Annotated in this window: 14 protein-coding genes, 2 tRNA genes and 4 rRNA genes; 10 read left to right on the top strand and 10 right to left on the bottom strand. The window is 59.8% G+C overall.

The window, feature by feature from the left end; translation table 11 throughout:
• Positions 1–20: 20 nt before the first annotated feature.
• The 7 genes from ACSQ8Y_RS16295 to ACSQ8Y_RS16325 all read right to left on the bottom strand — a co-directional run bounded on the left by ACSQ8Y_RS16295 (position 21) and on the right by ACSQ8Y_RS16325 (position 9,506).
• A tRNA-Ala gene (locus tag ACSQ8Y_RS16295) sits at positions 21–96 on the bottom strand.
• A gap of 19 nt (positions 97–115) precedes the next feature.
• Positions 116–192: transfer RNA gene (locus tag ACSQ8Y_RS16300), tRNA-Ile, on the bottom strand.
• Between the two features lie 64 nt (positions 193–256).
• Positions 257–1,787 (bottom strand): 16S ribosomal RNA (locus ACSQ8Y_RS16305).
• A 339-nt stretch (positions 1,788–2,126) separates the two neighbouring features.
• The gene (locus tag ACSQ8Y_RS16310; RefSeq protein ID WP_436267488.1) at positions 2,127–4,451 is read right to left on the bottom strand and encodes a penicillin acylase family protein; all 2,325 of its coding nucleotides are present in this window, start codon (positions 4,449–4,451) and stop codon (positions 2,127–2,129) included.
• 126 nt (positions 4,452–4,577) lie between these two features.
• Positions 4,578–4,690: ribosomal RNA gene (rrf, locus tag ACSQ8Y_RS16315) — 5S ribosomal RNA — on the bottom strand.
• A 208-nt stretch (positions 4,691–4,898) separates the two neighbouring features.
• Positions 4,899–7,773: ribosomal RNA gene (locus ACSQ8Y_RS16320) — 23S ribosomal RNA — on the bottom strand.
• 202 nt (positions 7,774–7,975) lie between these two features.
• Positions 7,976–9,506: ribosomal RNA gene (locus tag ACSQ8Y_RS16325) — 16S ribosomal RNA — on the bottom strand.
• The 16S, 23S and 5S rRNA genes sit together here, the layout of an rRNA operon.
• Positions 9,507–10,000: 494 nt before the next feature.
• Here ACSQ8Y_RS16325 and ACSQ8Y_RS16330 point away from each other — a divergent pair.
• The 3 genes from ACSQ8Y_RS16330 to ACSQ8Y_RS16340 all read left to right on the top strand — a co-directional run bounded on the left by ACSQ8Y_RS16330 (position 10,001) and on the right by ACSQ8Y_RS16340 (position 13,161).
• A complete protein-coding gene (locus tag ACSQ8Y_RS16330) occupies positions 10,001–11,362 on the top strand; it encodes a sensor histidine kinase (RefSeq protein WP_436267489.1) in 1,362 nt (453 codons plus the stop codon).
• An 84-nt stretch (positions 11,363–11,446) separates the two neighbouring features.
• Positions 11,447–12,220: a LytR/AlgR family response regulator transcription factor gene (locus ACSQ8Y_RS16335; protein WP_436267490.1), complete on the top strand. Its 774-nt coding sequence runs from the start codon at positions 11,447–11,449 to the stop codon at positions 12,218–12,220.
• An 89-nt stretch (positions 12,221–12,309) separates the two neighbouring features.
• A complete protein-coding gene (locus tag ACSQ8Y_RS16340) occupies positions 12,310–13,161 on the top strand; it encodes a sensor histidine kinase (RefSeq protein WP_436267491.1) in 852 nt (283 codons plus the stop codon).
• A 46-nt stretch (positions 13,162–13,207) separates the two neighbouring features.
• On the opposite strand, the gene ACSQ8Y_RS16345 is transcribed toward ACSQ8Y_RS16340, so the two are convergent.
• The 3 genes from ACSQ8Y_RS16345 to ACSQ8Y_RS16355 all read right to left on the bottom strand — a co-directional run bounded on the left by ACSQ8Y_RS16345 (position 13,208) and on the right by ACSQ8Y_RS16355 (position 16,099).
• Entirely contained in the window at positions 13,208–14,272 is a 1,065-nt protein-coding gene (locus tag ACSQ8Y_RS16345; RefSeq protein ID WP_436269845.1) for a porin, read from the bottom strand.
• A 216-nt stretch (positions 14,273–14,488) separates the two neighbouring features.
• Complete coding sequence (locus tag ACSQ8Y_RS16350; RefSeq protein ID WP_436267492.1) at positions 14,489–15,139, bottom strand: class I SAM-dependent methyltransferase; 651 nt, start codon at positions 15,137–15,139, stop codon at positions 14,489–14,491.
• Positions 15,140–15,157: 18 nt separating this feature from the next.
• Positions 15,158–16,099, bottom strand: coding sequence for a CysB family HTH-type transcriptional regulator (locus ACSQ8Y_RS16355; protein WP_436267493.1), 942 nt, complete (start codon positions 16,097–16,099; stop codon positions 15,158–15,160).
• A 188-nt stretch (positions 16,100–16,287) separates the two neighbouring features.
• Between ACSQ8Y_RS16355 and ACSQ8Y_RS16360 the strand changes: the two genes are divergently transcribed.
• The 7 genes from ACSQ8Y_RS16360 (at position 16,288) to ACSQ8Y_RS16390 (ending at position 24,647) form a co-directional block, all read left to right on the top strand.
• Complete coding sequence (locus ACSQ8Y_RS16360; protein WP_436267494.1) at positions 16,288–17,979, top strand: nitrite/sulfite reductase; 1,692 nt, start codon at positions 16,288–16,290, stop codon at positions 17,977–17,979.
• Positions 17,972–18,538, top strand: a complete 567-nt coding sequence (locus ACSQ8Y_RS16365; RefSeq protein WP_436267495.1) for a DUF934 domain-containing protein — start codon at positions 17,972–17,974, stop codon at positions 18,536–18,538. Before ACSQ8Y_RS16360 ends, ACSQ8Y_RS16365 begins: the two co-directional genes overlap by 8 nt.
• 15 nt (positions 18,539–18,553) lie before the next feature.
• Positions 18,554–19,270: a phosphoadenylyl-sulfate reductase gene (locus ACSQ8Y_RS16370; protein WP_436267496.1), complete on the top strand. Its 717-nt coding sequence runs from the start codon at positions 18,554–18,556 to the stop codon at positions 19,268–19,270.
• Between the two features lie 27 nt (positions 19,271–19,297).
• Positions 19,298–20,245 carry a sulfate adenylyltransferase subunit CysD gene (cysD, locus tag ACSQ8Y_RS16375; RefSeq protein ID WP_436267497.1) on the top strand — a complete coding sequence of 316 codons (948 nt, stop codon included), beginning with the start codon at positions 19,298–19,300 and terminating at the stop codon, positions 20,243–20,245.
• On the top strand, positions 20,245–21,552 hold the full coding sequence (locus ACSQ8Y_RS16380; protein ID WP_436267498.1) for a sulfate adenylyltransferase subunit 1: 1,308 nt from the start codon (positions 20,245–20,247) through the stop codon (positions 21,550–21,552). The genes cysD and ACSQ8Y_RS16380 overlap by 1 nt, the downstream gene beginning before the upstream one ends.
• A 101-nt stretch (positions 21,553–21,653) precedes the next feature.
• Positions 21,654–22,376, top strand: coding sequence for a uroporphyrinogen-III C-methyltransferase (cobA, locus tag ACSQ8Y_RS16385; RefSeq protein WP_436267499.1), 723 nt, complete (start codon positions 21,654–21,656; stop codon positions 22,374–22,376).
• A gap of 225 nt (positions 22,377–22,601) precedes the next feature.
• Complete coding sequence (locus ACSQ8Y_RS16390; RefSeq protein ID WP_436267500.1) at positions 22,602–24,647, top strand: M13 family metallopeptidase; 2,046 nt, start codon at positions 22,602–22,604, stop codon at positions 24,645–24,647.
• Positions 24,648–24,678 lie beyond the last annotated feature (31 nt).

Genomic DNA, 24,678 nt, shown 5'->3' on the forward strand with positions numbered 1-24,678 from the left:
CGCTTACATTTGAACAGTAATGGTGGAGGATGACGGGATCGAACCGACGACCCCCTGCTTGCAAAGCAGGTGCTCTCCCAGCTGAGCTAATCCCCCATGGTGCTACCAATGAGACTGGTAGGGCTGGTTGGACTCGAACCAACGACCCCCGCGTTATCAACACGGTGCTCTAACCAGCTGAGCTACAGCCCCAATGCTGTTCTTTAATCTTCAACAGTTGATAAGTGTGAGCGCTTGGCGTGTTGCCATACTCTAGAAAGGAGGTGATCCAGCCGCACCTTCCGATACGGCTACCTTGTTACGACTTCACCCCAGTCACGAATCCTACCGTGGTAAGCGCCCTCCTTGCGGTTAAGCTACCTACTTCTGGTAAAACCCGCTCCCATGGTGTGACGGGCGGTGTGTACAAGACCCGGGAACGTATTCACCGCGACATGCTGATCCGCGATTACTAGCGATTCCAACTTCATGCAGTCGAGTTGCAGACTACAATCCGGACTACGATACACTTTCTGCGATTAGCTCCCCCTCGCGGGTTGGCGGCGCTCTGTATGTACCATTGTATGACGTGTGAAGCCCTACCCATAAGGGCCATGAGGACTTGACGTCATCCCCACCTTCCTCCGGTTTGTCACCGGCAGTCTCATTAGAGTGCCCTTTCGTAGCAACTAATGACAAGGGTTGCGCTCGTTGCGGGACTTAACCCAACATCTCACGACACGAGCTGACGACAGCCATGCAGCACCTGTGTTACGGCTCTCTTTCGAGCACGCCTCGATCTCTCGTGGCTTCCGTACATGTCAAGGGTAGGTAAGGTTTTTCGCGTTGCATCGAATTAATCCACATCATCCACCGCTTGTGCGGGTCCCCGTCAATTCCTTTGAGTTTTAATCTTGCGACCGTACTCCCCAGGCGGTCTACTTCACGCGTTAGCTGCGTTACCAAGTTAATTAAAACCCGACAACTAGTAGACATCGTTTAGGGCGTGGACTACCAGGGTATCTAATCCTGTTTGCTCCCCACGCTTTCGTGCATGAGCGTCAATCTTGACCCAGGGGGCTGCCTTCGCCATCGGTGTTCCTCCACATCTCTACGCATTTCACTGCTACACGTGGAATTCTACCCCCCTCTGCCAGATTCTAGCCTTGCAGTCTCCATCGCCATTCCCAGGTTGAGCCCGGGGATTTCACGACAGACTTACAAAACCGCCTGCGCACGCTTTACGCCCAGTAATTCCGATTAACGCTTGCACCCTACGTATTACCGCGGCTGCTGGCACGTAGTTAGCCGGTGCTTATTCTTCAGGTACCGTCATTAGATGGGGATATTAGCCCCACCCGTTTCTTCCCTGACAAAAGAGCTTTACAACCCGAAGGCCTTCTTCACTCACGCGGCATTGCTGGATCAGGCTTGCGCCCATTGTCCAAAATTCCCCACTGCTGCCTCCCGTAGGAGTCTGGACCGTGTCTCAGTTCCAGTGTGGCTGGTCGTCCTCTCAGACCAGCTACTGATCGATGCCTTGGTAGGCCTTTACCCTACCAACTAGCTAATCAGATATCGGCCGCTCCAGGAGCACAAGGCCTTGCGGTCCCCTGCTTTCATCCGTAGATCGTATGCGGTATTAGCGTAACTTTCGCTACGTTATCCCCCACTCTTGGGTACGTTCCGATATATTACTCACCCGTTCGCCACTCGCCGCCAGGGTTGCCCCCGCGCTGCCGTTCGACTTGCATGTGTAAAGCATGCCGCCAGCGTTCAATCTGAGCCAGGATCAAACTCTTCAGTTCAATCTCTGTTTTACGATATTGCTATCGTGGTCGCTCTTCAAAATAACTGACGATTCCTTCTTTCGAAGGTCACGTTTATTTCTTTTGTTGAGCGTTTAAATAATTTGAGTCGCGGCTTGCGCCGCGGGCTCCATCACCAAACGCCCACACTTATCAACTGTTAATTTTTAAAGATCTGCGGCATTTGACAAAGCGTTTTGTTTGTCAGCCGCGAAGAAGGAAGATTATGGGGCTTTTCGTTACTGCCGTCAACCCCTACTTTTCTTTCTGTCCTGCGCTGCGTGTGTTCAGCAGCGCGGGGTGCGAATTATAGCCGTGCCCGCGCCGCCTGCGCAAGCCTTAATTTTCACTCAGTACTTTGCGTTGGTACGCCGGATCGGAACGGATCTGATCGTCGGTGAATGGCAGCCTCGCCAGTGTCTTGCGCGAGTACAGCGGCAACTGATCAGCGTAATGCGCCGACTTCGGATCCACGGACTGGCCGTATACCAGCAGACCTTTAGCCACCGGCCCTACCCGGTCGAAGCCAACCACTTGCAAATAGCTCGTTCCCCAAGCCACATCCCGGTAACCCGTCGGCGTCAGATCGCTGGCCATATTGATGGAATTGTAGGAACCGTCTATGTCGCCGATCGCGCCGTGCAGCTGGTAGCGCTTACCGTTGCGGGTCTCTGTCTGGTAATCGCCCAGACGGCCATACAGCGGCACGCCCTGTGCGTTCAGTTTATCGACCGCCGCGCGCAAGGCCTGCAGCATCGCAGGTTTGGCGGCCGGCGCCAAGCCGCGCGGCGTATTCACAGGATCGGCTGCATCGAACGGCACCTTCCATTTGCCGGGAATCCCCGCCGCCGCATTCCAGAACTCGCGGAACAATACGGCGCCCCGGCTGTCCAGGTCGGCCTTGCGATCCCAGGTCATCAGCACCGAGCAGGCCAGCAACAAGCCGCGGTCGTTGGAGGCCAGGCAGGCCGGGACCAGTTCGGGCAGGATCAGTTCCGCAGCATGCACGCGGTTGGCAAACATCAGGCGCTGCACGTCGTCGGCGTCCAAGTGCCGCTGCTCCGCCAAAGCCGCTTCCAGCTGCTTGAAACCGATACGGGTGCGCAGCGTCTGCTCGACATCGGTCGAACCGTACAGCGGCGAATAACCATAAGGCGCCGGGCCGCTTAGCAGATGGCGTACATTGCTGAGCCAATAGCTATCGTTCGAATTGCCCACATAGTCCTGGCGTTCCAGCATCGGCATATTTGCGCCGCCGAAAACGCCGTCCGGCGTGCCCTCGTCCTTGCCCCACGCGCATGCGCTGCGCGTGCCATCAAAGCCAAACAGTTCCGGCACGACCAGGCAGTCCGACGCGAATTTGTCCGTGCCCATATTCGGCACGGCGCTGCCGTCCATATAAAGCGTATTGCCGTCACGGTCGGCCGCGACGGTATTCACCCACGGCAATCCGGCGAGCGCATTCATACTCTCTTTCAGTGCGCCGACGCTGTTAGCCTTGCCCATCGCCAGCCACTGCTCAACCAGGCGCGTATTGTTGCGGTTGGCATCAGCCAGCACGATCGCGCTGGACGCAGTCCATTCCACACCCGGCATCACGATGACAGCGCCCTGCCTGCTGAAGTAAAAGGTCTTCTGCCTGGTCGTCAGCGTGCCGTCCACCTGCAGGCTCTCCACCGCGACGGTACGTGAACTCATCTTGAGCGCTTCGCCGTCATAGAAATAAGTGGTGCCACTTGGGTCGGATGGATCTAGGGCCAGCGCGAAGGTGGTGAAGTGTATGGCCTTGGTCACGGTATGGGTCCAGGCCAGATTTTGATTAAAGCCGATTACCACGGCGGGCATGCCGCCCAGGCTGGCGCCCATGGCGTCGTATTTCCCAGGCACGGTCAGATGGATTTGATAGAAACGGTCGGCGCTCGTCCACGGATAGTGCGGATTGCCCAGCAGGATGCCACGGCCGTTGGCACTCGCCTCTTTGCCGATCGCCAGGCCGTTGCTCCCCAAACCGGCCGGCATACCCATAGGAAGCTTGCGGCTCGCCAGCGGAACCGATTTCGCCAGCGCTACGGTAGCCGAAGAATCGCGCGCGGCCGCGACGATCGCGTCGGCAAATACTTCACCCGTCGCATGCAGGGCTTTCTCGGCGATCAGCAAGTACAGATCATCGACGCTCATCGGCTTCACCCAGGCGGCGCCGCGGCAAGCGGCGGGCAGACGGCTGACGCTGTCGCGCAAGTAGCGGTTATAGCCGGCGACGTAGCCGGCCAGTACGTCACGCACCTCCTGGGTGCTGGCCGCATAACCGGCGCGCAGCTGCTCGATGTCGAGGTAGCCCTTGAAGAAAAAGTCGCTGTCCTCGTTGCGCAGGTTCACGTACTCAAGGGCCGCACCGTACTCGCCGTTCTTGGGCTTGGTGGCTTTTGCGTCCGGTCCGAAATAGCGGGAACGTTCGCCGCGCACGGTCAGCAGCGTATCGGCCAGCATGCAGATATTGTCTTCTGCATAGGCATGCGCCAGGCCGTAACCCAGGCTGCGGAAATCGGCAGCCTTCACATGCACCACGCCGTAACTGGTACGCGTCACTTCACTGCTGACCGGCGCGGCAAGCGCGCCTGCCGTCAGCGCCGATGCAGCCAGAACCCAAAGCGCTTGCGTCATCATGCCCACTCCCTTGTTTATTGATATTGCAAAAATAATATCAGATAATAAAAGGATAACAGTTGTTTTTTTGAGCATGAACGCAAAAAACCCCGTTCAGATCACTGAACGGGGTTCTTCTTATAACTAGCTTGACGATAACCTACTTTCACACTGGTTGCAGCACTATCATCGGCGCAAAATCGTTTCACGGTCCTGTTCGGGATGGGAAGGGGTGGGACCGATTTGCTATGGTCATCAAGCTTTGACTTGTACAAGCAACAGTTCCCGGTTGGGCAACTGCGCTTTAAAATTCGGAAGAAGTCCCCTGTCATTCCCGCGGATGCGGGAATCCATACTCAGCATGGGTTCCCGTTTGCACGGGAACGACAAGGCAGATTTATTATTGTAGCGATTGCGTATCAACTACTCACAACATGCGCACTTCTCGCCTACAACCATCAATGTTATAGGGACAAGCCTTACGGGCAATTAGTACTGGTTAGCTTAATGCATTACTGCACTTCCACACCCAGCCTATCAACGTCCTGGTCTCGAACGACCCTTCAAGGAGCTTAAAGCTCCGGGAAATCTCATCTCAAGGCAAGTTTCCCGCTTAGATGCTTTCAGCGGTTATCTCTTCCGAACTTAGCTACCCGGCAATGCCACTGGCGTGACAACCGGTACACCAGAGGTTCGTCCACTCCGGTCCTCTCGTACTAGGAGCAGCCCCCTTCAAATTTCCAACGCCCACGGCAGATAGGGACCAAACTGTCTCACGACGTTTTAAACCCAGCTCACGTACCACTTTAAATGGCGAACAGCCATACCCTTGGGACCGGCTACAGCCCCAGGATGTGATGAGCCGACATCGAGGTGCCAAACTCCCCCGTCGATATGAACTCTTGGGAGGAATCAGCCTGTTATCCCCAGAGTACCTTTTATCCGTTGAGCGATGGCCCTTCCATACAGAACCACCGGATCACTATGTCCTACTTTCGTACCTGCTCGACTTGTCGGTCTCGCAGTTAAGCACGCTTATGCCATTGCACTATCATCACGATGTCCGACCGTAATTAGCGTACCTTCGAACTCCTCCGTTACACTTTAGGAGGAGACCGCCCCAGTCAAACTGCCTACCATGCACTGTCCCCGATCCGGATTACGGACCAAGGTTAGAACCTCAAACAAACCAGGGTGGTATTTCAAGGTTGGCTCCACGATGACTGGCGTCACCGCTTCAAAGCCTCCCACCTATCCTACACAGATTGGTTCAAAGTCCAATGCAAAGCTACAGTAAAGGTTCATGGGGTCTTTCCGTCTAGCCGCGGGTAGATTGCATCATCACAAACACTTCAACTTCGCTGAGTCTCGGGAGGAGACAGTGTGGCCATCGTTACGCCATTCGTGCAGGTCGGAACTTACCCGACAAGGAATTTCGCTACCTTAGGACCGTTATAGTTACGGCCGCCGTTTACTGGGACTTCAATCAAGAGCTTGCACCCCATCATTTAATCTTCCAGCACCGGGCAGGCGTCACACCCTATACGTCCACTTTCGTGTTTGCAGAGTGCTGTGTTTTTATTAAACAGTCGCAGCCACCAGTTTATTGCAACCCTTTCGCCCTATCACAGTAAAGTGACCAAGCTACCGGGGCGTACCTTTTCCCGAAGTTACGGTACCAATTTGCCGAGTTCCTTCTCCCGAGTTCTCTCAAGCGCCTTAGAATACTCATCTCGCCCACCTGTGTCGGTTTGCGGTACGGTCTCGTATGACTGAAGCTTAGAGGCTTTTCTTGGAACCACTTCCGATTGCTTCACGCACTAGTGCGCTCGTCCCGCTCCCTTGAATTACGCACCCGGATTTGCCTAAGTGCCTTCTATGAAGCAGAAACTGACTATTCCAACAGTCAGACAACCTTCCGCGATCCGTCCCCCCATCGCATCATACGACGGTGCAGGAATATTAACCTGCTTCCCATCAGCTACGCATCTCTGCCTCGCCTTAGGGGCCGACTCACCCTGCTCCGATGAACGTTGAACAGGAAACCTTGGGCTTACGGCGTGGGGGCTTTTCACCCCCATTATCGCTACTCATGTCAGCATTCGCACTTCTGATACCTCCAGCATCCTTTACAAGACACCTTCGCAGGCTTACAGAACGCTCTCCTACCATATGTGCAAGCACATATCCGCAGCTTCGGTGACTGGCTTAGCCCCGTTACATCTTCCGCGCAGGACGACTCGATCAGTGAGCTATTACGCTTTCTTTAAATGATGGCTGCTTCTAAGCCAACATCCTGACTGTTTTAGCCTTCCCACTTCGTTTTCCACTTAGCCAATCTTTGGGACCTTAGCTGGCGGTCTGGGTTGTTTCCCTCTTGACGCCGGACGTTAGCACCCGACGTCTGTCTCCCAAGCTCGCACTCATCGGTATTCGGAGTTTGCAATGGTTTGGTAAGTCGCGATGACCCCCTAGCCATAACAGTGCTCTACCCCCGATGGTGATACTTGAGGCACTACCTAAATAGTTTTCGGAGAGAACCAGCTATTTCCAAGTTTGTTTAGCCTTTCACCCCTACCCACAGCTCATCCCCTAATTTTTCAACATTAGTGGGTTCGGTCCTCCAGTGCGTGTTACCGCACCTTCAACCTGGCCATGGGTAGATCACTTGGTTTCGGGTCTACACCCAGCGACTAGCGCCCTGTTCGGACTCGATTTCTCTACGGCTCCCCAATCTGGTTAACCTTGCCACTGAATGTAAGTCGCTGACCCATTATACAAAAGGTACGCAGTCACGGAACAAGTCCGCTCCTACTGTTTGTATGCACACGGTTTCAGGATCTATTTCACTCCCCTCCCGGGGTTCTTTTCGCCTTTCCCTCACGGTACTGGTTCACTATCGGTCGATTACGAGTATTTAGCCTTGGAGGATGGTCCCCCCATATTCAGACAGGATTTCTCGTGTCCCGCCCTACTTGTCGTATGCTTAGTACCACCGGTCCGATTTCGTGTACGGGGCTATCACCCACTATCGCTGCCATTTCCAGGGCATTCCACTATCGGTCCGACTATCACATACAGGCTGTTCCCATTTCGCTCGCCACTACTTTGGGAATCTCGGTTGATTTATTTTCCTGCAGCTACTTAGATGTTTCAGTTCGCCGCGTTCGCTTTGCATGCCTATGTATTCAGCATGCAATGACCTAAAAGGCCGGGTTTCCCCATTCGGAAATTCTCGGATCAAAGCTTGATTGTCAGCTCCCCGAGACTTATCGCAGACTTCTACGTCCTTCATCGCCTGTAATCGCCAAGGCATCCACCATGTGCACTTATTCACTTGTCCCTATAACATTGATCCCTTGCGACTAACAAAGAACCGTTATAAAGCAAGAAGTACTACGTTGTTGCGTTTGTTGATATTGCAATCACTACCCAACGTCCGATCTTGCGATCGAACGAAAAATAATAAATCTTTACTTCTTCTGAATTTTTAAAGAACGGAACAATCGATAAGTGTGAGCGCTTGGCGTGTCGCCATACTCTAGAAAGGAGGTGATCCAGCCGCACCTTCCGATACGGCTACCTTGTTACGACTTCACCCCAGTCACGAATCCTACCGTGGTAAGCGCCCTCCTTGCGGTTAAGCTACCTACTTCTGGTAAAACCCGCTCCCATGGTGTGACGGGCGGTGTGTACAAGACCCGGGAACGTATTCACCGCGACATGCTGATCCGCGATTACTAGCGATTCCAACTTCATGCAGTCGAGTTGCAGACTACAATCCGGACTACGATACACTTTCTGCGATTAGCTCCCCCTCGCGGGTTGGCGGCGCTCTGTATGTACCATTGTATGACGTGTGAAGCCCTACCCATAAGGGCCATGAGGACTTGACGTCATCCCCACCTTCCTCCGGTTTGTCACCGGCAGTCTCATTAGAGTGCCCTTTCGTAGCAACTAATGACAAGGGTTGCGCTCGTTGCGGGACTTAACCCAACATCTCACGACACGAGCTGACGACAGCCATGCAGCACCTGTGTTACGGCTCTCTTTCGAGCACGCCTCGATCTCTCGTGGCTTCCGTACATGTCAAGGGTAGGTAAGGTTTTTCGCGTTGCATCGAATTAATCCACATCATCCACCGCTTGTGCGGGTCCCCGTCAATTCCTTTGAGTTTTAATCTTGCGACCGTACTCCCCAGGCGGTCTACTTCACGCGTTAGCTGCGTTACCAAGTTAATTAAAACCCGACAACTAGTAGACATCGTTTAGGGCGTGGACTACCAGGGTATCTAATCCTGTTTGCTCCCCACGCTTTCGTGCATGAGCGTCAATCTTGACCCAGGGGGCTGCCTTCGCCATCGGTGTTCCTCCACATCTCTACGCATTTCACTGCTACACGTGGAATTCTACCCCCCTCTGCCAGATTCTAGCCTTGCAGTCTCCATCGCCATTCCCAGGTTGAGCCCGGGGATTTCACGACAGACTTACAAAACCGCCTGCGCACGCTTTACGCCCAGTAATTCCGATTAACGCTTGCACCCTACGTATTACCGCGGCTGCTGGCACGTAGTTAGCCGGTGCTTATTCTTCAGGTACCGTCATTAGATGGGGATATTAGCCCCACCCGTTTCTTCCCTGACAAAAGAGCTTTACAACCCGAAGGCCTTCTTCACTCACGCGGCATTGCTGGATCAGGCTTGCGCCCATTGTCCAAAATTCCCCACTGCTGCCTCCCGTAGGAGTCTGGACCGTGTCTCAGTTCCAGTGTGGCTGGTCGTCCTCTCAGACCAGCTACTGATCGATGCCTTGGTAGGCCTTTACCCTACCAACTAGCTAATCAGATATCGGCCGCTCCAGGAGCACAAGGCCTTGCGGTCCCCTGCTTTCATCCTTGGATCGTATGCGGTATTAGCGTAACTTTCGCTACGTTATCCCCCACTCTTGGGTACGTTCCGATATATTACTCACCCGTTCGCCACTCGCCGCCAGGGTTGCCCCCGCGCTGCCGTTCGACTTGCATGTGTAAAGCATGCCGCCAGCGTTCAATCTGAGCCAGGATCAAACTCTTCAGTTCAATCTCTGTTTAATGTCCGTTAGGACATGTCTTGATTTCATGCCTAAGCATAAAATCACTCACTCAAAATACTGACGATTCCTCTTTCGAGGTCACGTTTAATATATTGTGCGAGCGTTTAAATAATTTGAGACGCGGCTTGCGCCGCGGGCTCCATCATCAAACGCCCACACTTATCGATTGTAATTTTTTAAAGAACCTGCCGTTTTTGGTTGACGAAGCGTTTTGTTCGTCAGCAGCAGAGAGATGAGATTATGCAGTGTTTCGCTTTCTTCGTCAACTTTCTTTTTTTCTTCCCTACGTTCGCATCTGCATGCGGCGCGTCGGGAGGCAGAACTATATAGAGGCTTGCGCGGCTTGGCAAGGGCCTTTTTTCAGACTGCTTCGCCGCCACCCCGGCCCAGGTCCCGATTTGTGCAGACTGTCGCAAGGCGATGGCGAATCCGGCGCAGCTTGCGTAAAGTTGCACCATTCGAGAAATCTGAAGGCACTGCATGTTTCCCCAACCCAAAGTACAAGACACGCTGAAGACCATACTTGCTTGGCTGCATAAAGGATTCGATGCGACCGCGACCTGGGTCACCCAACTGTCCTGGTGGAAGTTCTTCCTGTTTGCGGCGCTGGCCCTGATCGCCGGCTCCATCCTGCAGGATGAGCTGTTCTCTTCGAGTCCGGAGGAGGAACACGTCAGCAGCGAGCGCAAGCGCTCACGCCCCGGCGGCGATACCAATATCCTGATCGACGACAGCGGCATCCACTTCAACCCGCGCGGCAGCAAGATACGCAAGGACGCGCCGTCCGCCAGTGGCGAAGCCGCTCCGGCCGCCACGCCGGAACTGCCGCAAGCGCCGGAGGCGGCCGCGCCCGCCGAACCGCCCGCCCCGCCTGAAACGCCAGCAGCCCCCACGCCGCCTGCCAAAGCCGCTTCCACAAGCGCCGCCGGCAAGGCCGGCCGCACCGGACGCACGCCAGCCGCCCCGGCCGCCCCCTCCCTGCCGGGCGAAGAAGTCCATATCGAATTGCCGCCGCAAATCGGCGAGGAACTGTCGAATGCCATCGAGGAAGCGGTGGACGACGCCGCCGAACAGAAAGTGTCGCGCTATCACAAGCAGGCATCGACCTGGTTCAAAAGCTTCGTCTCGCTGCTGGTGCTGGCCCTGTTCGCCACCAAGGCGCTGATGAGCGGCAAGAAGCGCGCCGAAGCTGAAACCATGTCCGCCAACGCCGCCGCCGAACGCGAATCCATGCAGCGCCAGCTGAGCGAAGCAAAAATGCAGATGATGCAGGCCCAGGTCGAGCCGCACTTCCTGTTCAATACGCTGGCCTCGGTCGAGCATCTGATAGAAACCGATCCGCCGCGCGCCTCGGCCATGCAGCGCAGCCTGATCAAATACCTGCGCGCGGTACTGCCGCAAATGCGCGACAGCAACCTGATCACCAACCTGGGCCGTGAATGCGACATGGTGGTGGCCTACCTGGCCCTGCTGAAAATGCGCATGGAAGAGCGCTTGACCATCGACTTCGACGTGCCGGACGGGCTGCGCTCGGCCGCTTTTCCGCCGATGATGCTGCAATCCATGGTGGAAAACGCCATCAAGCACGGCCTGGAGGGCAAGCCCGAAGGCGGCACGCTGAAGGTGCGCGCGGAAGTGGCGCACAACAAGCTGCGCGTGATCGTGGCCGATGACGGCCTCGGCTTCGGCGCCAAGCCCAGCGACGGCACCGGCCTGGGCCTGACCAACATCCGCGAACGCCTGAAACTACTGCACGGCAAGCAGGGAGCGCTGAATATCGAACCCAACAAGCCCAGCGGCGTGATCGCCACCATCGAAGTGCCGTACCAGCTCTCCAAATAAGCTGCCTGCGCCAGGACAAGGAATCGATTGCGCTACGCGTCGATTCATTGAATAATTGGCACCTACTTTTAACAAGAACAGACTATGCCAACTGCAATTCTTGCCGACGATGAAAGACTGATGCGCGATCAGCTGCGCATGCGACTGGGCCAGGTGTGGCCGGAACTGGAGATCGTCGGCGAAGCCAAGAATGGCGAGGAAGCGATCGACCTGGTCGATCAACTCAAGCCCGACTTCGCCTTCCTCGATATCCGCATGCCGGGCAAGACCGGCATGGAGGCCGCCGCTGCCATCGGCAACAAGAGCAATGTCGTGTTCGTCACCGCCTACGACGTGCACGCGGTGGAAGCGTTCGAGCGCGGCGCGGTGGACTATGTGCTGAAACCTGCCGAACCCGAGCGATTGCAAATCACGGTGGAGCGCCTGAAGCACCGCATGAATACGCCGGCCGGCGCCGGCGGCCCGGACGTGAACGCCAGCGTCACGGCCATGCTGTCGCAGCTGGCGGAAAAGATCGCGGCGCCGAAGAAAACCTATCTGCAATGGATACAGGCCAGCATCGGCCAGGACTTGCGCATGATACCGGTCGAGGAAATCCTGTTTTTCCGCTCGGACGAGAAATACACTTGCGTGCAAACCGCCAAATACGAAGCGCTGATCCGCAAGCCGGTGCGCGACCTGGCAGACGAGCTCGACCCAGATCTGTTCTGGCAGATCCACCGCGCCACGCTGGTGAATGTGAACGCCATCGAAGGCGTGACGCGCGACATCCGTGGCCGCCACCTGGTGCTGATCAAGGACCGTAGCGACAAACTCGAAGTGTCCCGCAGCTTCCTGCACCTGTTCAAACAGATGTAAATTGCACAACCCTGCGCCAGATCAACACTGGGCTCGGTGGGTTCCCTATTGTGTAGCCTTGGGCCGGCATTCCGGCGGCGAGGGTGCGCATGGACAATCAGGGAAAAGTGGCATGGAAGTGGGCGGCGCCGGTGGGTGCGGCGGTGCTGCTGCTGTCCGCGCGCCGCTTGCGGCGCCGCGCCAGGACGCTGGCAGCCGGCGCGGTTGCCGCGCACTCGCGCCGCGACGGCCAGGCGCTCGGCCGCCGCGCCAGCGACCGCACCAGCTCCTACGAACAATTACGCGACCTGTCGGCCGCGTTGCAAACCATCCGCGAAGAAGAGCGCGCCCATATCGCGCGCGAACTGCATGACGACCTGGGCCAGCTGCTGGCCACCTTGCGCGTCGACCTCAGCTTGCTGCTGCAGCAGCCCTATGCCACGCCGCTGGCCGTGCGGCAGATGCGCGGCATGGACAAGCTGCTGCTGCAGGCGATCACGTCGCTGCGCCGCATCGCCTCCAACCTGCGTCCGTCGGCGCTGGATGAAGGCGGCCTGTACTACGCGCTGCAAACGCTGTGCGACGAATGGGAACAACGGCACAATGTCGCATGCCAACTCGACGCGCAGGAAGATGAACTGATCCCGGACGACCGCTACAGCACGGCGGTGTTCCGCATCGTGCAGGAATCACTGACCAACATCGCGCGCCATGCCCATGCCAGCCACGTGTGGATCTCCGTGCGCAAGCGCGACAGTTGCTTGCAACTGCGGATAGAAGACAACGGCCGAGGCATCGCCCCTCCCGACCTGGCCAAGGCGCACTCCTTCGGCCTGCTTGGCATGCGCGAACGCGTGTGGGCGCTGGGCGGCGAGATCGACATCGGCGCCCAGCAAGGCAAACGAGACGGCGCCGGCAGCGGCGCCCTCATCGCCATCGATTTGCCCTTGCCGCGCGAATGAAAAAAGCGCCCCGCAGGGCGCTTTCGGCATGCTGAAAATCAGGCGATCAGAACGCGTGGCGGAAGCCCACGTTAAAGGCTTTGTCGCCCGAGCCTGCTTCGTTGTTGTTGCCAACGGTATAGCCTGCGCCGTTCTTGTTCTTGATCTTGGCGTAAGCGACGTAGGTGCTGGTGCGCTTCGACAACGGGTAGGTGTAGCCCAGCGCGATCTGGTTGGCATCCTGGTTGTTGACGGTCTTGTCGTCCTTGCGGATGTAGGAAGCCAGCACGCTGCCGGTGCCCACGGGAACGCTCACGCCCAGCAGCATGTCGTTGCTGTCGATCGACGCCTTAGGCGCGACCTTGAAACCGTAGGCATTGGCGACCGGGATCGGAGCGCTGTTCAGGCCCTTGTCCACGCTGTAGGCGAAGAAGGCTTTCACAACGGTGAAATCGTAGTTGACGGCCAGCAGCGTGTTCTTGGCCTTGTCCTGGATCTTGGCCGGGGTGGCGCCGACGGCGGCGGTGTCCTGGTTGCGGTTGTTGTGCACCAGGCGCGCGTTCAGCGGACCTTGAGCGTAGTTCAGGCCGAAACCGAACTGGCGGCCTGCGGTGCTGCTGCCAGCCTGCTCGCCCAGGGCATACAGCGCTTCAGCCGAGAAACCGGATACGACCGGGCTAGCGTACACCATCGCGTTGCTGACGCGGGTGTTGGCGCCGGCGGTCGGGAACAGGTTCTTGATCGAGCCGGCATAGCCCGCGCCGAACGGGTCGGCGACCTGGCTCATGGCGTTGTACAGCATGGTGTACTGGCGGCCCAAGGTGAAGGAACCCAGTTCCTTGCTCTTCAGGCCGACGTAGGCCTGGCGGTTGAACAGCGCGCTGTTGGCGTTGTCCAGCGTGCCGTCGTCGACCTTCAGGCCGGTTTCCAGCGCGAACACGGCCGACAGGCCGTTGCCCAGGTCTTCAACGCCACGGAAACCCAGGCGCGACTGGCTGCCGATGCCGCTGGTAACCTTGGTGACGCTGCCCGCAGCGCCGCCGCTTTCCTTGACCAGGCCCGCGTCGACCAGACCATAGATGGTCACGTTCGATTGTGCTTGTGCGCTTGCCGAGAACGCGCCGATGACCAGTGCTGCCAGAGTAAGTTTTTTCACTTGATGATCCATTGTTGTTTGTTGAGGAGAGCGTCGCTTGCAACTTGACGGGACGAATCTTGCCTAACAAATGCTTCAACAATATGACATCAACAACCCGTTGCTGATCCGCAACGAAAAATGGGGCCAGGGTTATTTATGCGAAACATATACGAATCGCATAAATAACCCTGACCCCTTTTTCAGGAGCGGCTAGCGCAGGCGGCAGGTGGCGAGCCAGAAGTGTTCCAGGCGCTCGACACGCACTTCCTTGGCGGCCGTGGACAGGCGCTTGCGCAGCCAGCTGTCGGACGGGTAGCTTTGCGCCACTTCGTAGCGCTCGCCGTTCGGCGCGGTGATGATCTGGAAGCTGTTGCCGTCCAGGTCGGTGCGCGCGATCGGCTCGCTGTGCCCCTCGACATAGGTCCGGTCGAGCAGCACCAGCAGCACGTCCTTGCCCAGTTTCAGGCGCAGCTGGGCCAGGTATTTGTCCTGGTCCGAGCGCCGCACCTGCGACCACAGGCCGGACGCGAAACAGGCCGTGAAGTCGCCCGGCGCCACGCCGGCCGGCAGGTTGAAGGCGTCACCCTCGGCGAATTCGACGACATCGTCGTCCAGGCCGCGCTCGCGCGCCGCTTCCAGCATCTGCGGGCTGTTGTCGATGGCGTGCACCGAAACCGCCGTGTCGGCGATGATTTCGGTCCAGTAGCCGCTGCCGCAGGCCAGTTCCAGCACCTTGTGGCCGCTCAGCAGCTCGCTCAGATGGTCCTGCAGCTGCTCCAGGTCCTCTTCCAGCTCGGGCTGCTCGTACTGCAGGTCGTAGGTGGCGGCGACAGCCGCGTAATATTCTGCTTGGGTCTTCATGCTTGCTCTTCTTGTACTTTACAACTCGTAATGGTCTTTTTCACCGCTCATGGCCTGCTCGATCAACTTGCGGTTGAGCGTGGGGGCCAGCAATTCGATGAAGGTGTAGATATAGCTGCGCAGGTAGGCGCCCTGCTTGACAGCCACGCGCGACACGTTCATGCCGAACAGGTGCCCGGCCGGGATCGCGCGCAGGCTGCGGTCGCGCTCGGTATCGAAAGCCATGCCGGCAATGATGCCCACGCCCATGCCCAGCTCGACGTAGGTCTTGATGACGTCGGCGTCGATGGCTTCGAGCAGCACGTCCGGCTTCAGGCCGCGCAGCGCGAACGCGTGGTCGATCTTGCTGCGGCCGGCGAAGGCGCCATCATAGGTGATCAGCGGGAAAGCGGCAATCTCCTCCAGCGTGATCGCCTTCGATTTGAGCAGCGGATGGTCGGGCGCCACCACCACCACATGCTCCCATTGGTAACATGGCAATGTGATCAAATTATCAATGCCGGCGATCGATTCCGTGGCGATCGCCAGGTCGGCCTGGTCGCGCTGCACCATCTCGGCGATCTGGCGCGGGTTGCCTTGCAACAAAGACAAGCGCACCTTCGGGAACTTCTGCATGAAGGCCTGCACCACCTTCGGCAGCGTGTAGCGCGCCTGGGTGTGGGTGGTGGCGATGGTGAAGCTGCCGCTGTCCTGCGCCGCGTACTCCTTTCCGATGCGCTTCAGGCTGTCGATCTCCTGCATGATCATTTCCACCGAGGACAGCACCAGCCGGCCCGGCTCGGTGAGCCCGCGGATGCGCTTGCCGTGCCGCGTGAAAATGTCCACGCCCAGCTCCTCTTCCAGCTCGATAATGGCCTTGGATACACCGGGCTGTGACGTAAACAAGGCTTTCGCGGCGTCGGTCAGGTTATAGTTCTGGCGCACCGCTTCACGGACGAAACGCAGTTGATGAAGATTCATTGTTGTTCTCGGACTCTTGTTGGGGCTGTTCTAACCGTATTTTACGCTGATGCTTATACCCAATACGTATATAAGCAAATAAAGACTAAGTCGTTTGGAATAAAGGTGAAGTTTATTACCATTGTCACTAGTTTGGGATACTTTGAAAGAGCCAGCCCTGCCGGCCAGCGATTTTTTTTGGGAATGATATGTATCAATACGATCAATACGACCACCTCATCGTCCGCGAGCGCATCGCGCAGTACCGCGACCAGGTACGCCGCCGCCTGAGCGATGAGCTGACCGAAGCCGAATTCCTGCCCCTGCGTTTGCAGAACGGCCTGTACATGCAGCGCCACGCCTACATGCTGCGCATCGCCGTGCCTTACGGCCTGCTGGCCAGCAAGCAGATGCGCATGTTCGCCACCATCGCGCGCAAGTACGACCGCGGCTACGGCCACTTCACCACGCGCCAGAACATCCAGTTCAACTGGATCGAGCTGGAACAGACCCCGGACATCCTGACCGAGCTGGCCTCGGTGGAGATGCACGCCATCCAGACCTCGGGCAACTGCATCCGCAACACCACCACCGACGAATTCGCCGGCGTGGCAGCCGACGAGATCATCGATCCGCGTCCCTACTGCGAAATCCTGCGCCAGTGGTCCACCTTCCACCCCGAGTTCATCGCGCTGCCGCGTAAATTCAAGGTCGCCGTCAACGGCGCCGTGGAAGACCGCGCCGCCATCGCCGTGCACGACATCGGCCTGACCGTGGTCTACAACGAAGCCGGCGAGATCGGCTTCAAGGTCATGGTCGGCGGCGGCATGGGCCGCACCCCCATCCTGGGCAGCGTGATCCGCGAGTTCCTGCCGCGAGAACACCTGCTGACCTATGTCGAAGCCGTGATGCGCGTCTACAACCAGTACGGCCGCCGCGACAACAAGTACAAGGCCCGCATCAAGATCCTGCTGAAGGCCATCGGCGCCGAGGAATTCACGCGCCAGGTGGAAGCCGAGTGGGAGGACCTGAAGGACAGCGCCGAAACGCTGACCCAGGAGGAAATCGACCGCGTCATCGCCTACTTCGAGCCGCACCCGTACAAGGCGCTGGCCGCGATCGACCCGCTGGCCGGGCACCCTGACGACAAGGCTTTCGCCAACTGGCTCAAGCGCAACGTGCGCGCGCACAAGCAGCCCGGCTACGCCGCCGTGGTGCTGTCGCTGAAGAAGACCGGCGTGCCGCCGGGCGACGCGACCGCCGAGCAGATGGACTTCATGGCCGACCTGTCGGACCGCTACAGCTTCAGCGAGCTGCGCGTGACGCACGAGCAAAACATCGTGCTGGCCGACGTCGAGCAGACCCGCTTGTTCGAGCTGTGGAAGGAAGTCAAGGCGCACGGCCTGGCCACGCCCAACATCGGCCTGCTGACCGACATGATCTGCTGCCCCGGCGGCGACTTCTGCTCGCTGGCCAACGCCAAGTCGCTGCCGATCGCCGCCGCCATCGCCGAGCGCTTCGACAACCTGGACTTCCAGCACGACATCGGCGACATCGAACTGAACATTTCGGGCTGCATCAACGCCTGCGGCCACCACCACGTCGGCAACATCGGCGTGCTGGGCGTCGACAAGGACGGCAGCGAATGGTATCAAGTGTCGATCGGCGGCGCGCAGGGCAACCACTCGGCCATCGGCAAGATCATCGGCCCGTCGTTCTCGGCGCTGCAGATGCCGGAAGTGATCGGCCGCCTGCTGCAGGTCTATGTGCGCGAACGCGTGGAAGGCGAGCGCTTCGTCGACACCACGCAGCGCATCGGCGTCGCGCCGTTCAAGGAATTTGTATACGCCACGCCTATCGTCGACGCGGGCCGCCTGGTTGGAGAAGATGAATATGTCTGATAAAAATTTGATCATCAAGAACCGTGAAGTGGCCGAGGACAGCTGGACCGTCCTGCGCGCCGCCGAAGGCGAAGACGCGGCCACGCTGGCCGTGCCCACCGGTAAAGTGATCGTGCCGCTGAAAACCTGGCTGGCGCAGTCCGAAGCGCTGGCCGCCGGCCGCGCCGCCGGCGAAATCGGCGTCTGGTTCGCCAGCGACGAACGTCCGGAAACGCTGAAGGGCGAACTCGACGCCTTCGCGGTGGTGGCGGTCGACTTCCCGAAATTCACCGACGGCCGCGGCTACTCCATCGCCTACAACCTGCGCACCCGCCTCGGCTACGCCGGCGAGCTGCGCGCCATCGGCGACGTGCTGCGCGACCAGCTGTTCTCGATGCAGCGCGTGGGCTTCAACGCCTACGCCGTGCGCGCCGACCGCGACATCAACGACGCGCTCAAAGGCCTGTCCGATTTCTCGGAGACCTACCAGGCGTCGGTCGACCAGAAGGTGCCGCTGTTCCGCCGCGCACAGCGCGCCGCGCCGCAAGCCGACGGCGGCGACGCCGGCTACGGCATCTAAGGAAGGGAGATCGCCATGAGCGAGTTAGATTCACTGGTCCAGTCCACGCAGCAGACGCTGGAGCGCATCGTGCGCGACTTCACGCCGGCGGTGTTCGCCTCCAGCCTGGCGGCCGAAGACATGGTGCTGACCGACCTGATACTGAAGGCCGGCCTGCCGATCACCATCTTCTCGCTGGAGACCGGTCGCTTGCACGCTGAAACACTGGCCATGCTGGACAAGGTCAAGCAGAAATACAGCTACGATATCGCGCTGTACCGTCCGCAGCCGGAGGCGGTGGAAGCCTACGTCGCGCAAAATGGGCTGAACGCTTTTTATGATAGCGTAGAGATGCGCAAGGAATGCTGCCGCATCCGCAAGGTCGAGCCGCTGGGGCGCGCCCTGGCCGGCAACCAGGCCTGGATCACCGGCCAGCGCCGCGCGCAGTCCGCGACCCGCACTTCGCTGATGATAGAGGAGGACGACCCGGCCCACCTGATGACCAAGTTCAATCCCCTGGCCGACTGGTCGGAGGAAGACGTGTGGAACTACCTGCGCGAGAACGAGGTGCCGTACAACGCCCTGCACGACAAGGGTTTCCCGTCGATCGGCTGCGAGCCGTGCACGCGCGCCGTGGAACCGGGCGAGGACGTGCGCGCCGGCCGCTGGTGGTGGGAGAATCCGGAATCGAAGGAATGCGGCCTGCACGTGGTAGACGGCAAGCTGATACGCATCAAATCCGTGGCTGCATAAGTCACAACTAAACAATAGGCACAAGCCATGAATACTGTAGTTGACCGTTACGCCTCCCCCATCGGCCTGAGCGCCGTGAATGCGCGCCACCTGGACACGCTGGAATCCGAAGCGATCCACATCCTGCGCGAAGTGGCCGCCGAATGCAGCAACCCCGCGCTGCTGTTCTCGGGTGGTAAAGACTCCGTGGTGCTGCTGCGCCTGGCCGAGAAGGCTTTCCGTCCGGGCAAGTTCCCCTTCCCGCTGGTGCACATCGACACCGGCCACAATTTCGAGGAAGTGATCACCTTCCGCGACAAGCGCGTGGCCGAACTGGGCGAACGCCTGATCGTCGGCTCGGTGGAAGACTCGATCAAAAAGGGCACGGTGCGCCTGCGTAACCCGCTGACCGATTCGCGCAACAGCGCGCAGGCGGTGACGCTGCTGGAAACCATCGCCGAACACGGCTTCGACGCCTGCATCGGCGGCGCCCGCCGCGACGAGGAAAAGGCCCGCGCCAAGGAGCGCATCTTCTCCTTCCGCGACGAATTCGGCCAATGGGACCCGAAGGCGCAGCGCCCGGAACTGTGGGACCTGTATAACACCCGCGTGCATCCGGGCGAGAACATGCGCGTGTTCCCGATCTCGAACTGGACCGAACTCGACGTGTGGCAATACATCGCCCGCGAAAAGCTGGAACTGCCGCCGATCTACTTCGCGCACGAGCGCCAGGTCATCCCGCGCAACGGCCTGCTGGTGCCGCTGACCGATCTGACCCCGGCCCGCGACGGCGAAACCGTCGAAACCCAGGTGGTGCGCTTCCGCACCGTGGGCGACATCTCCTGCACCTGCCCCGTGTCCTCGGACGCGGAAACGGTGGAAGCGATCATCGCCGAAACGGCCGTCACCCAGATCACTGAACGCGGCGCAACCCGGATGGACGACCAGACCTCCGAAGCCTCCATGGAAAAACGTAAGAAAGCAGGTTACTTCTGATGAACGCACGCATAGACAATACCGACAACCAGGCAGGCCTGCTGCGCTTCATCACCGCCGGCTCCGTCGACGACGGCAAGAGCACGCTGATCGGCCGCCTGCTGTTCGACAGCAAGGGCATCTTCGCCGACCAGCTGGCCGCCGTGTCGCGCGCCAAGAACAAGCGCACCGTGGGCGACACCATCGACCTGTCGCTGCTGACCGACGGCCTGGAAGCGGAACGCGAGCAAGGCATCACCATCGACGTGGCCTACCGCTACTTCGCCACGCCCAAGCGCAAGTTCATCATCGCCGACACGCCGGGCCACGAGCAGTACACCCGCAACATGGTCACCGGCGCCTCGACCGCCGACGCCGTCATCATCCTGATCGACGTGTCGAAAGTGAAGCTGCGCGAAGACGGCGGCGTGGATCTGCTGATCCAGACCAAGCGCCACTCCACCATCGCCCACCTGCTGCAGATCGAGCACGTGGTGGTGGCCGTGAACAAGATGGACCTGGTGAACTACGACCAGGCGATCTACGACCGCATCGTCAAGGCCTACCAGGAATTCGCGCAGACGCTGGGCCTGAAGGACATCACGCCCATCCCGCTGTCGGCCCTGAGCGGCGACAACGTGGTGGACGCAGGCGAGAACATGCCTTGGTATAAAGGTCCGACCCTGATCGAGCTGCTCGAATCGCTGTCCGTGTACGACGAAGCGCACCATGCGCCGTTCCGCTTCCCGGTGCAGCTGGTGGCGCGCCACAACGGCCACGAGGCGAACGACTTCCGCGGCTACATGGGCCGCATCGAAGCGGGCAATGTCTCCGTCGGCGACAAGCTGGTGGTGCAGCCTTCGGGCCAGAGCGCCACGGTGAAGGACATCCTGACCCTGGAAGGCTCGCACCAGTCGGCGTCGGCCGGCCAGTCGGTGACCCTGCTGCTCAACGAATACCTGGACATCTCGCGCGGCGACCTGCTCGCCAGCAGCGAGCATCCTGCCACCTTGCTCAAGACCCTGAACGCGGATGTATGCTGGCTGTCGGAAGACGCGCTGGACCTGCGCCGCAAGTACTGGATCAAGCACGGCACCAAGCAGACCGCCGCCAAGATCACCGGCGTCGAGTCCCTGCTCGACATCAACACGCAGGAACGCAGCAGCGCCGAAACGCTGAAGCTGAACGACGTGGCCCGTATTTCGCTGACCGTGCAGCAGCCGCTGGCCGCAGACGATTACACCGACAGCCGCGCGACGGGCGCCTTCATCCTGATCGATGAAGTCACCCACCAGACCGTGGCCGCGGGTATGATTCGCTTAGCCTGATCCATTGGCACCATGGACCGGGGTCAGGTTCGCGCGCGGCGCGAGCCTGACCCCTTTTCGTTGGCGCCGGCGGGTTCGTTTCAATCTATACGGAGTACAGCATGTCCCAGCTTGGCAAGGTATATCTCATCGGCGCCGGTCCCGGCGCGCAGGATCTCATCACGCTGCGCGGCGCGCGCCTGCTGGCGCAAGCCGACGTGGTGCTGCACGACGCGCTGGTGACCGACGAAATGCTGGAACTGTGCCCGCAGGCCGAGAAAATCTCGGTCGGCAAGCGCTCCGGCCAGCGCTCCACCGCGCAGCACGCGATCAACGCCCAGCTGGTCGACAACGCCGGACGCCACAAACTGGTGGTGCGCTTGAAAGGCGGCGACCCTATGCTGTTCGGCCGCGCCGACGAGGAATTGCGCGCGCTGGAGGAAGCCGGCATCGAGGTCGAAGTCGTCCCCGGCATCACCACCGCGGTCGCGGCGGCGGCGGCCACCAAGCAGCCGCTGACCAAGCGCGGCATCTCGCGCAGCGTGGCCTTCTTCACTTCCAGCACCGCCCCCGAACACCCGGCCGACGTCGACATGCCCGACAGCGACACGCTGGTGCAGTACATGGGCGGGCGCGAAGCCATCATCACCGCGCAGCGCCTGCTGGACCAGGGACGCTTGCCGGAGACGCCGGTGGTGGTGATCGAAAACGTCAGCCGCGCCGACCAGCGCATCGTGCGCCTGACCCTGGACACGCTGGCGCACGGCCTGGCGCCGTCGCACGGCCCGGTGCTGGTCATGCTCGGCCACGCCATGGCCCGCCGCCCCCACCAGGCCGCCGACTGAGCATGCCGGCTTACTCCCACGGATTCCGCGCCAGCCGTAGGGCGGGTTAGCGGGGGGACGCCGAGTCCGCAGCCGGCGTAACCCGCCAAAACGCCGCCAGCAGCCGCCTGGCGCCCGTCGCCCCCGTGCAAACGGGGGCCCATGCTGCGCCGGCGCCCGACGCCGATTGCATTTCCAACAAGCCCCGCCGTAGAATAGCTGCTTCGACTCACCGGAGCACTGTCCATGCGCAAATTCGCCCCTCTCCTGCTGGCCGCCAGCATCGGCACCGCCTTCGCCCAAACGCCGGACGCGCCGCTGGCCGCCCTGCCCTACACCCCCGGCCTGGATGTGACGGCGATGGACAGGAGCGCCGACCCTTGCCAGGACTTCTACCAGTACAGCTGCGGCGGCTGGATGCGCAACAATCCCATTCCCGCCGACCAGAGCGCCTGGAGCGTGTACGGCAAGGCCGCACTGGACAACCAGCGCTTCCTGTGGGGCATCCTCGCCACGCTGGCCAAGGGCGGCCCGGAACGCAACGCCGCCCAGCAGAAGATCGGCGACTATTTCGCCGCCTGCATGGACGAGCAAGCCGTCAATGCCCGAGGCGCGGCGCCGGTGCAGCCCTACCTGGACCTGATCGCCGGCATGACATCCAAACAAGACCTGCCGCGCGTGCTGGCCAAGCTCCACCTGGAGATCGCCAACGGCATGTTGTTCGGCTTCTCCTCCAACCAGGACCTGGGCGACTCCGCGCAAGTGATCGCCTTCGCCACCAACGCCGACGCCGGCCTGCCGGACCGCGACTACTACATCAAGAACGACGGCAAATCGAAAACCATGCGCGCCAAATACGTCGAGCACATCGCCCGCATGCTGGAACTGGCGGGCGATGCGCCGGCTGCCGCCAGGCGCGCCGCCGGCAGCGTGCTGCGCTTCGAGACCGCGCTGGCGAAGGCTTCGCTGTCGCGCGTCGATCAGCGCGACCCGTACAAACTGTTCCACAAGACCGGCCTGAAAGGCGTGCAGGCGATGACCCCGGCCTTCGCGTGGACGGAATATTTGCACGCCATGGGTCTCGACGGGCTGGACTTTTTCAACGTCAATGAACCAGCCTACATGCGGGCGCTGAACAAGGGGCTGCAGCAACTGAGCCTGGACGACATCAAGGTGTATCTGCGCTGGCATACCACGCGGGCCATGGCGCCCTTCATGTCGGAAGCTTTCGTCGGCGAGAACTTCGGTTTCTACAAGAAGACGCTGCTGGGCGTGCCGGAACAGAAACCGCGCTGGAAGCGCTGCGTGCAGCTGGTGGACCAGCAACTGGGCGAAGCGCTGGGCCAGGAATTCGTCAACCGCGCCTTCAGTCCGGAGCTGAAGGAGAAGACGCTGCACATGACGCGCCAGATCGAAGCTGCGATGGAGCAGGACATCAATGCGCTGGCCTGGATGAGCGAAAAGACCAAGGAGAAGGCGCGCGAAAAACTGCACGCCGTGGCCAACAAGATCGGCTATCCGGACGTCTGGCGCGACTATGGCTCCTACCAGGTGCTGCGCGACGATTTCGCCGGCAACGTGGTGCGCGGCACCGTGTTCGAAGTGCGCCGCCAGCTGGACAAGATCGGCAAGCCGCTGGACCGCGCCGAATGGGGCATGACGCCGCCCACGGTGAACGCCTATTACAACCCGCAGATGAACGACATCAACTTCCCGGCCGGCGTGCTGCAGCCGCCGCTGTTCGACGCGAAGATGGACGACGCGCCGAACTACGGCAACACCGGCGGCACCATCGGCCATGAGCTGATCCATGGTTTCGACGACGAAGGCCGCCAGTTCGACGCCAAGGGCAACCTGAAGGACTGGTGGGCAAAACAGGACGCCAAGGCCTTCAACCAGCGCGCGCAGTGCATCGTGGACCAGTATGCGCAGTACACCATCGTCGACGACATCAAGATCAACAGCAAGCTGACCCTGGGCGAGGACGCGGCCGACCTGGGCGGCCTGGTGCTGGCGTGGATGGCGTGGAAAACGGAAATCGCCGGCAAGGTGCTGGCGGACCGCGACGGCCTGACGCCCGAACAGCGCTTCTTCGTCGGCACCGCACAATGGACCTGCGAGAACGAACGGCCGGAGGCGCTGCGCGTGAACGCACTGACCAACCCGCATTCGCCGGGCAAGTACCGCATCAACGGCGTGGTGGTGAACATGCCCGAATTCGCCAGGGCCTTCTCCTGCAAGCCCGGCCAGCCCATGGTGAAACCGAAGGAAAAGGTCTGCCGCGTGTGGTAAGGGGTTAAAATACTGCCTTCGATTTTCAAGG

Origin of the sequence: Pseudoduganella sp. LjRoot289, assembly GCF_964252925.1 — a bacterium.
GTDB lineage: Bacteria > Pseudomonadota > Gammaproteobacteria > Burkholderiales > Burkholderiaceae_D > Rugamonas.

What these genes read in the sequence shown, in the direction of transcription:
- ACSQ8Y_RS16310 (WP_436267488.1), bottom strand. Translation starts at nt 4,451, where the DNA reads ATGATGACGCAAGCGCTTTGGGTTCTGGCTGCATCGGCGCTGACGGCA.
- ACSQ8Y_RS16330 (WP_436267489.1), top strand. Translation starts at nt 10,001, where the DNA reads ATGTTTCCCCAACCCAAAGTACAAGACACGCTGAAGACCATACTTGCT.
- ACSQ8Y_RS16335 (WP_436267490.1), top strand. Translation starts at nt 11,447, where the DNA reads ATGCCAACTGCAATTCTTGCCGACGATGAAAGACTGATGCGCGATCAG.
- ACSQ8Y_RS16340 (WP_436267491.1), top strand. Translation starts at nt 12,310, where the DNA reads ATGGACAATCAGGGAAAAGTGGCATGGAAGTGGGCGGCGCCGGTGGGT.
- ACSQ8Y_RS16350 (WP_436267492.1), bottom strand. Translation starts at nt 15,139, where the DNA reads ATGAAGACCCAAGCAGAATATTACGCGGCTGTCGCCGCCACCTACGAC.
- ACSQ8Y_RS16355 (WP_436267493.1), bottom strand. Translation starts at nt 16,099, where the DNA reads ATGAATCTTCATCAACTGCGTTTCGTCCGTGAAGCGGTGCGCCAGAAC.
- ACSQ8Y_RS16360 (WP_436267494.1), top strand. Translation starts at nt 16,288, where the DNA reads ATGTATCAATACGATCAATACGACCACCTCATCGTCCGCGAGCGCATC.
- ACSQ8Y_RS16365 (WP_436267495.1), top strand. Translation starts at nt 17,972, where the DNA reads ATGTCTGATAAAAATTTGATCATCAAGAACCGTGAAGTGGCCGAGGAC.
- ACSQ8Y_RS16370 (WP_436267496.1), top strand. Translation starts at nt 18,554, where the DNA reads ATGAGCGAGTTAGATTCACTGGTCCAGTCCACGCAGCAGACGCTGGAG.
- cysD (WP_436267497.1), top strand. Translation starts at nt 19,298, where the DNA reads ATGAATACTGTAGTTGACCGTTACGCCTCCCCCATCGGCCTGAGCGCC.
- ACSQ8Y_RS16380 (WP_436267498.1), top strand. Translation starts at nt 20,245, where the DNA reads ATGAACGCACGCATAGACAATACCGACAACCAGGCAGGCCTGCTGCGC.
- cobA (WP_436267499.1), top strand. Translation starts at nt 21,654, where the DNA reads ATGTCCCAGCTTGGCAAGGTATATCTCATCGGCGCCGGTCCCGGCGCG.
- ACSQ8Y_RS16390 (WP_436267500.1), top strand. Translation starts at nt 22,602, where the DNA reads ATGCGCAAATTCGCCCCTCTCCTGCTGGCCGCCAGCATCGGCACCGCC.